Annotated in this window: 7 protein-coding genes and 1 tRNA gene; all 8 read left to right on the forward strand. The window is 51.1% G+C overall.

Annotated features, from left to right (window positions below):
- Window positions 1-753: 753 nt before the first annotated feature.
- The 8 genes from recJ (at window position 754) to GX135_07850 (ending at window position 7,905) form a co-directional block, all read left to right on the forward strand.
- Complete coding sequence (gene recJ / locus GX135_07815; GenBank protein NLN85984.1) at window positions 754-2,472, forward strand: single-stranded-DNA-specific exonuclease RecJ; 1,719 nt, start codon at window positions 754-756, stop codon at window positions 2,470-2,472.
- Between the two features lie 2 nt (window positions 2,473-2,474).
- A complete protein-coding gene (locus GX135_07820) occupies window positions 2,475-3,302 on the forward strand; it encodes a hypothetical protein (GenBank protein NLN85985.1) in 828 nt (275 codons plus the stop codon).
- Entirely contained in the window at window positions 3,289-4,815 is a 1,527-nt protein-coding gene (gene lnt / locus GX135_07825) for an apolipoprotein N-acyltransferase (protein NLN85986.1), read from the forward strand. The genes GX135_07820 and lnt overlap by 14 nt, the downstream gene beginning before the upstream one ends.
- Window positions 4,812-5,189 carry a MerR family transcriptional regulator gene (locus GX135_07830; GenBank protein ID NLN85987.1) on the forward strand — a complete coding sequence of 126 codons (378 nt, stop codon included), beginning with the start codon at window positions 4,812-4,814 and terminating at the stop codon, window positions 5,187-5,189. Before lnt ends, GX135_07830 begins: the two co-directional genes overlap by 4 nt.
- Entirely contained in the window at window positions 5,186-6,034 is an 849-nt protein-coding gene (locus tag GX135_07835; protein ID NLN85988.1) for a glycine--tRNA ligase subunit alpha, read from the forward strand. Before GX135_07830 ends, GX135_07835 begins: the two co-directional genes overlap by 4 nt.
- A gap of 141 nt (window positions 6,035-6,175) precedes the next feature.
- Complete coding sequence (locus GX135_07840) at window positions 6,176-6,928, forward strand: hypothetical protein (protein NLN85989.1); 753 nt, start codon at window positions 6,176-6,178, stop codon at window positions 6,926-6,928.
- A 34-nt stretch (window positions 6,929-6,962) separates the two neighbouring features.
- Window positions 6,963-7,790, forward strand: a complete 828-nt coding sequence (locus GX135_07845; GenBank protein ID NLN85990.1) for an N-formylglutamate amidohydrolase — start codon at window positions 6,963-6,965, stop codon at window positions 7,788-7,790.
- 40 nt (window positions 7,791-7,830) lie between these two features.
- Window positions 7,831-7,905, forward strand: a tRNA-Asn gene (locus GX135_07850).
- Window positions 7,906-7,972 lie beyond the last annotated feature (67 nt).

Genomic DNA, 7,972 nt, shown 5'->3' on the forward strand with positions numbered 1-7,972 from the left:
CACATTATAACTAACATCAAAACCAAAATCGCTGTTATTGCTAAGCCGGGATTGGTTTTGGGAAGATGAAATTTCAATCTGCCTGCTTTGGGCAGAAAGAGCGAAAATACAGGCGAGGATGGCCGCTATGAGCAGCAACACCCTGCCTCGCAGATGGATGCGCATAAGATAACTCCTTATGATCTTGTATCGATGCCTTCCAGACTTCGAAAAAAGTCCTGCCTCTGTGTTTGCCAATGGTTTTTTGCGAACACATCAATCCCACAGAGCCTGTAAAATACAATCCCAAGATTCTGTCAATTGTTTCTTTGCGTAAATTTTTATCATCTCTGTAATCCCCTTCATCAGTTGATTTGAGACAGCTTTTCACCTGCCCCGGAGAATTACGCGAACCGAAAACTTCGCATATATATGGAGCGAGTCGGTTGAAAAAACCTTTCCTGACCCTAAACCTTTGTGTCGCTTAACTTTGCCTTTGAAACATAAGGGATACATAAGGCGGCAAGCAAGCAAGAGGCTTGTAAAACAGAGAAAACCAGGCGGAAATAATGTGTTTGAACAGGCGTGGCGACAGCTTGGGAGCTGGGTTTCGCAAATTTCCCTTTACAAGAAAGAATGGCTTTGTAGAATGGCTTCTTTGAGTGTGGAACTTTCTTTTTGGCGCTCAACTGAGAGTGCGAAATTGATGCCATGCTTTAGGAAGGAATCGCTATCGTGCTGATTGGCAGCAGTTTATAAACAAGGTGAAAAAAGATGCAAAAGAATTGGCTGACGCCGGAGGAATTTGACTCCGACCAGCGGGAACAGATTAAAGCTCTGATTGAGGAGTTGCATTGTCCGCGACTGGTGGCGGAAATGCTCTATAGAAAACAGCTTCGCACGCCCCAGCAGATTAGGGACTTTTTTGAACCGCAACTTTCGCATCAACACGACCCCTTCCTTTTCCCGGACATGGAAAAAGCGGTGCAACGCATCCTGAAAGCCATAGATTCCAGCGAGCGCATCACCATTTATGGAGATTACGACGTTGACGGCACCACCGCCACAACCCTGCTCTATCTTGGGCTCAAGCGCCTGGGAGCCATCATAGATTTTTACATCCCACACCGCATGATTGATGGCTATGGTCTCTCGCTGGGCGGGCTGGACCAAATCAAGGACAGCGGCACCTCGCTCATCATCAGCGTGGATTGCGGAGTGAACGCCCTGGAGGAAATCGAAGCCATCAACGCTCAGGGCATGGAAATCATCATCACAGACCACCACAATCCAAAAGAAGAACTCCCACCCGCGCTCGCCATCATCAACCCCAAACTTCCAGGCTGTCCCTATCCTTTTCCACATTTGGCGGGGGTTGGCGTGGCTTACAAACTTCTGATGGCAATTTACCGCCGTCGGGGGATTGCCAGCGAGGAAAACACCCTCAAGTATATGGATTTGGTGGCGGTTGGAACAATCGCGGACATCGTTCCACTCACCGGTGAAAACCGGGTTTTCGCCCATATCGGATTGCAACACCTCATCGACAAGAAAAACCTGGGGTTGAACGCCCTGGTGCAAATCTCCGGATTGAACGCCAAAAGCCTCGATACCACAGACATCGTGTTCGGCATCGCTCCGCGCATAAACGCCGCCGGGAGAATGGGTTCCGCCTCCGTGGCAGTGGATTTGTTGATTTCAAGAGACCGTCTGCAAAGCAAGGAACTTGCCGAAATCATCGAGCGCCAAAATTCTCTGCGCCAACAGGAAGACCAAAAAACCTATCACGAAGCCTGCGATATCATCGATAAAAAATATAAAGACCTCGCCTCCGTGCCCTGCATCGTGGTTTCCAGCGATGACTGGCATCCAGGTGTAATCGGCATCGTGGCATCCAAACTGGTGGAAAAATATGACCGTCCTGTGGTCATGATTTCCTTCAAAGACGGCTTTGGCAGCGGCTCCGGACGCAGCGTGGCGGATTTTGACCTCTTTGCCGCGCTCACCAGTATCGAACACAACCTCCACAGCTTCGGCGGTCACAAATATGCCGTGGGCTTCACCATCCTGCAGGAATACATCGACCGCTTTGAAAACGAACTTTCCCGCTATGTGGCGGAACACCTTGAGCCGCAACAGATTGCCACACCGCTGGAAATCGATTATGAACTGGAACTTTACGACATCAGCGAGTTTTTGCTGAACTGGGTGGAACGTTTCGCGCCGTTTGGACCCGACAACAATAGGCCGGTGTTGCTCACGCGCGAAGTCACCGTTGCCAGCTATCCCTATACGGTTGGACGCAACCACTTGAAATTAAAGGTGATTAAGGACGGGGTTCATCTGGATTTGATTGGCTATAATCTGGGCGATATGCTGCCACTTCTGAAGAAAAACAGTATTTTGGATATTGCCTACACCCTGGAATTCAACCGTTTTGGCAATAAAACCAATATCCAGGGCAAGCTTAAAGACCTGCGTCTGAAGGAGTAACGATGTTTTTCCAAAAGCGAAAGCTCCACCTGCCAATTCTGGCTATTTTGGTCATCCTGGCAGCCGGATGCGCTGTGAACAAACCCAAGCTGGACCTCGCAAAAGGCAGGCTGGAACCTCTGAGAATAATAGTTTCACCGCGACCATACATCAAAGCTGTGGGCGAATCCAGCGGCAGAACGGTTTATGCCTTGAACCGTGAAAGCCAGGAAATCGACATCTTTTTGGATGGTCAGCGTTTCAACAGCGTGGGCGGAATAGGGTTCGAGCGCTCCAACTTCCAGCGGCTCAGCGATATCGGCGTGGATGCCGATGGTGGCTTGCTGGCGCTGGATTCTTCGCTCAAACTCTTGCGCAAATACAGCCCTGAAGGTCAGTATATCTCCGATTTTCCACTTACCAAGCTTCTGCAGCCAGAGCTTTTTTGCGTTGCCCCGGATGGAACACTGTTCGTTTATGATGCCGCGCCAGACGAGCTGGTTTGTATTTCTCCTCTGGATGGGCGTGAAATGTATCGCTTCGGCCGCTTTAATCTGCAACGCCCTCAAAGCATTGATTGCGACAAGGATTTTCTTTGGTCACATGGCTTGATGCAATGGCAATATGGTGTTATGGTGCCCGATACCCGCGTTTTCACGCTGATGGGGGAATTTCTTTCCATCATGCCATATCCCTGGGTCATCGGTCGCGGCAGCCTTTTTGACCCTGGCAGAGAAGGCATGAACCCCATCTCCATTGCCGCGCGAGGAAACATCGCCACCCTGCTTTGGGATGATGGCATTTGGCAAATGAAAATGGTTTACACCGGTGCCAAGGATGAAAAACAATAAACTGCTGTTGACTTTGCTCAGCGCTTTGCTGCTGGCACTTTCCAGGCTTCCGCTGCATCTGGGCTGGCTCGCTTTTGTGGGTTGGCTGCCGCTACTCTTTGTGTTTGAAAATCTTGAAAACAAATCCAGAGACCTGCTGCAGATGGGTCTGGTGATGTCCGTGGTCTATTGTGCGTTGGTTTTCTATTGGCTGATTTACGTGAATGTGGGCGCTCTCGTGGGCGTGATGCTCTTTTATGTATTTGCTTATTATCTGGTGTTTTATGCCATCAATCGCATCTTTCAAACCCTGCCTCGCTTTGCTTGTTTGGGCTTCGTGAGCGTTTTGATTACCTTCGAATTCATCCAAAACTTTGGTGAAACCCGCTTCCCGTGGTTCAACCAAGCCTATTCTCTGGCGGATTATGATATTCTAATCCAAGCGGCAGACCTGATTGGAGTGGTGGGGATTTCCATCCTCATCATGGCGGTCAACCTGCTGCTTCACAAGGCTTTAAAAGCCCGAAAACAGCCCAGGAAAATGCTGCCTTTTTTGGCTGGGATAGCGCTCATTTTCGCTGCCTGGCTGGGTTATGGTGGCCATTGTCTTAAAAACCTGGAATTGACCCCTCACGATGCCGGGATATATGTGATGCAACCCTCCATCCCACAAGATGTTAAATGGGATTCCGGGCAATACAAGAGGTCGCTGGAAACCTTCCGCAAACTCACTTTTGAAGCCAAGGCGGATTCCGCCCGGCTCATCATCTGGCCTGAAGGCGCCATGGTGTCCGCTCTGGCGCAAAGCTCTCAGGGACGCTACGACATGCGTGAGCTGGTTCAGGAGGCTCAAATCGATATCTACACAGGGTTTCAGCATTATATTGAAGACGCCGCTCATCCCCTCGGCGTCCGCAGCTACAACGCCTCCTCCCTGTTTGGACCGGATAATTTCGATAACCCCATCTATTTCAAAAACATCCTCGTTCCCGTTGGTGAACGCATGTTGTGGCTGAAAGTTTTCCCATTTTTGTGGAAGCTGAATCTGGGTCAGGCGAATTGGGAATTTGGCACCGAGCTTGTCTGGCAGAAATGCGGTGGATACAGCTTTTCGCCCTCCATCTGCTACGAGCTTGCCTTCCCGGAAATCTTTCACCGCATGGCTCTGCCCCGGGATTCGCTTTCCAGCCGCTTCCAAAAACAGGATTACCTGGTGAACATCACGAATGACGCCTGGTTTGGCAGTTCCTACGGACCCTGGCTGCACGCCGTCATGACCCGTTTCCGAGCCGTGGAAAACAGGATTCAGATTTATCGCAGCGCGAACACGGGAATTTCGATGATAGTTGACCCGAAGGGCAAAATCCTGACCCAAACCCGGCTTTTTGAAGTGAAAAACATCAGCGCGCCGCTTTACACCACCCCGAAAATCCCGTTCATCCGCAGGATTCACCGCTATCCCTTCATTTTCGTGGCGGTTGCGCTCGTTTTGGCATTGTTGGCTCGTTTCAGAAAATCAAGAGGCGCCAAATGAAAAAACATTACTATACCATCGGTGAAGTCAGCAATCTGCTGGGCGAAAAACCGCACGTGATTCGCTATTGGGAAAGCGAATTCAGCTTCCTGCGTCCCCGCCGCGAAAAGGGCAGAATCCGCAAATACACCCAGGAAAATGTTGAACTTCTGCGCCGGATTCAGGATATGCTTCACAATCAACGCTTTACGATTGAGGGCGCCAGGCTGAAATTGAAGGAGGAACGCCGTCGGATTCGCGCTGGTGAAATCCCCAAACCGCCTCCAGCGCCACCTCAGGTGAATCCTGAAACCACACGCCTATTGACAGAATTGCGTTCCCGGCTGGAAGAAATCAGAACCACCTGCCGTCGGGTTCGGGAGTATAAAAAATGACTTTTCAAGACATCATCTTAAAATTGCAAACCTATTGGGCGGAACAGGGTTGCGCCGTTTTGCAGCCCTACGATGTGGAAATGGGAGCCGGAACCTTCCATCCCGCCACCTTTTTCGGCGCGCTGGGTCCCAAACCCACTGCCGTTGCCTACGCGCAGCCCTGCCGGCGTCCCAAGGACGGTCGCTATGGGGATAATCCCAACCGCCTTCAACATTATTACCAATTCCAGGTTATCCTGAAACCGGGACCGGACAACATCCAAAACCTCTACCTGAAAAGCCTGGAAGCCATTGGCGTTCAGATTTCCAAACACGATGTCCGGTTCGTTGAAGACGACTGGGAAAGCCCAACTTTGGGCGCCTGGGGACTGGGTTGGGAAGTTTGGTTGGACGGCATGGAAATCAGTCAATTCACCTATTTTCAACAGATTGCGGGAGAGGATTGCTTCCCCGTGAGCGTGGAGCTGACCTATGGCTTGGAGCGCCTCGCCATGTATATTCAGGATGTTGATGACTACCGTGATTTGCGTTGGAATCAAAGCCTGAGCTATGGCGAACTGTTTTTCCTGCGCGAAAAGGAATTTTCCCAATACAATTTCAACGAAGCCGGCACCACCCTGCTTTTCCGGCTTTTTTCGGATTTTGAAAAAGAATGTCTGGCGCTGTTGGAAAAAAACCTGCCTTTCCCCGCCTACGATGAGCTTTTACGCTGTTCCCACACCTTCAATCTCCTGGACGCGCGTGGCGTCATCAGCGTAACCGAAAGAGCCGCCTACATCGGCAGAATCCGGGATTTGGCGCGGAAAACAGCGCTGACCCATCTTAAAAAAGAAGCCTCCCGCTAAAAGCGCGAAATCTTTTGGCAGGATTTTGGCATTCCCGGGGTATTATGTTTGAAAGCCCGTCACCAGAATGTGGATTTCGGGTTTGAACAGAAAGTGGGTTTTCCGCCCCAAAAACAGCGGCAAACCAAAGGAGTTTTTACCATGCGCAAGATACTTTTTTATGCTCTGACCCTGTCGGCTTTGATTTTGAGCTCGTGCATCATAGAGGTGGTCAATCCGCCTGAAGTGGAGCCCACCCCCTTTGTGGCGGCGTTCCAAAATATGCTCTATACCGACATCCGCGTCACGGTGCAAGGCTATGGCAGCAAAACAGTTGCGCCTGGTCAGACCGTGAGTTTCAACATCGACCGCCATGACGGCTCATACCATTATTTTGCCGAAACCTGGGGCAGCGACGCCGATGGAAACCGCATCGGTCTTGTGGTGGAATGGAGCCGCACCCGCAACATCAGCGGTGATTCCTACACCACCAGCCTGATTACGGATGCAGACCTCTTTTTCCTCAAGATGCGCAACACCGGACGCCGCAATCTCAATCCCCTGTATGTGAACTGGGGTTTGAACGCCCAGAGCGTGGACGACATCAGCATCCCCGGCAACGGAGTGCTATATAACACAGGCTATTACAAGGCCTATTCCAGCACCCAGGTGCGTGCCTATTGGGCTGATTTGCCCTCGGATTACACCTACTGGCAGCAAGGCTCACATTTCATGTTTCCCTGGCAGGAAAACCAATCCGTCACCCTCCTGAACACCTTCAAAACCAATTCCCAGGGCAAGGAAATTGCCGAAATCAGCGTGGAAACAGAATCCAACCCTGTGAAATTCAGCGGTAAGGGTCCCCACGGCGTGGATGCCGGAACCCTGCGCTCCGAACAGGGCATGGAGTTTTGAGCCCGTTTTTCAAACAAACCATCCGACGGAAACCGTGATTCGCTCCCACATTCGGATTGAGGATAAAAAGCTGCCGCTGTTGGCAACCGCCATCCACAACGGACATTGGCTGCCGCCCCAGTTGAGCCAAATCAGCGGTATCACAGACGCTCAACGCCTGCGTGAGGAAGACCCCCACACCGGGAAGATTGCCGCCCTTTTCCCCAACTATGTGGTTTTGGAAAGCTCCCGTTTCGCGGTTGATTTGAACCGACCCCTCCAAAAATCAGTCTATCTAAATCCTTCTGACTGCTGGGGGTTACAAGCCCGAAACGCTCCCCTCCCCGAAGCTGTTTTAAAGAAGTTACATCAGGATTACGATTCCTGGCATCGCCTGATGGAATATCAGATTCAGCGTCTTTTGGGTGAACATCCCAAGCTGCTGGTGCTGGATTTACACAGCTACAACCATCGCCGCGGAGGCCCTGAAGCGGAGCCAGCCCCCCAAATCCAAAACCCGGACATCATCATTGGCAGGAGCAACCTCTCCCCGACTCATCACCCTGCCGCGCAAGCCCTGCGCGAACTGCTGAACGGTCAAACCTGGCAGGGCAAAAGCCTGGATTGCCGGCTGGATATAAAATTCACCGGTGGCGATTTCCCCCGCTGGGTGAATCTTTTGGAGCCAGCCCGCGTTGTCTGCCTCGCCGTCGAATTCAAAAAAACCTTCATGGATGAATGGACGGCTCAGCTGGACGATGTCGCTTTTGAGGAACTGATTTTGCTTTTTTACCACCAGGTTTCGCGGTGGCTGAAAGAGTTTTACGACATTCAAATCCCTTTGGAACCACATTTCTGTACCCCGCGGGATAATTTTTGTTGACAGAATTCCGCCCACACGGATTTTGCCCCATACAATGCGTTCCGGAATAGCTCAGCGGTAGAGCGGGTGGCTGTTAACCACTAGGCCGGGGGTTCGAATCCCTCTTCCGGAGCCATTTTTTTTGCCCAAATTTTTCCAAGATTTATGTGCCACACACCTGAGGTGGCTGAATAAAATCAAAG

This window comes from Candidatus Cloacimonadota bacterium, from assembly GCA_012522635.1.
Taxonomy (GTDB): domain Bacteria; phylum Cloacimonadota; class Cloacimonadia; order Cloacimonadales; family Cloacimonadaceae; genus Syntrophosphaera.

What these genes read in the sequence shown, in the direction of transcription:
- recJ (NLN85984.1), top strand. Translation starts at nt 754, where the DNA reads ATGCAAAAGAATTGGCTGACGCCGGAGGAATTTGACTCCGACCAGCGG.
- GX135_07820 (NLN85985.1), top strand. Translation starts at nt 2,475, where the DNA reads ATGTTTTTCCAAAAGCGAAAGCTCCACCTGCCAATTCTGGCTATTTTG.
- lnt (NLN85986.1), top strand. Translation starts at nt 3,289, where the DNA reads ATGAAAAACAATAAACTGCTGTTGACTTTGCTCAGCGCTTTGCTGCTG.
- GX135_07830 (NLN85987.1), top strand. Translation starts at nt 4,812, where the DNA reads ATGAAAAAACATTACTATACCATCGGTGAAGTCAGCAATCTGCTGGGC.
- GX135_07835 (NLN85988.1), top strand. Translation starts at nt 5,186, where the DNA reads ATGACTTTTCAAGACATCATCTTAAAATTGCAAACCTATTGGGCGGAA.
- GX135_07840 (NLN85989.1), top strand. Translation starts at nt 6,176, where the DNA reads ATGCGCAAGATACTTTTTTATGCTCTGACCCTGTCGGCTTTGATTTTG.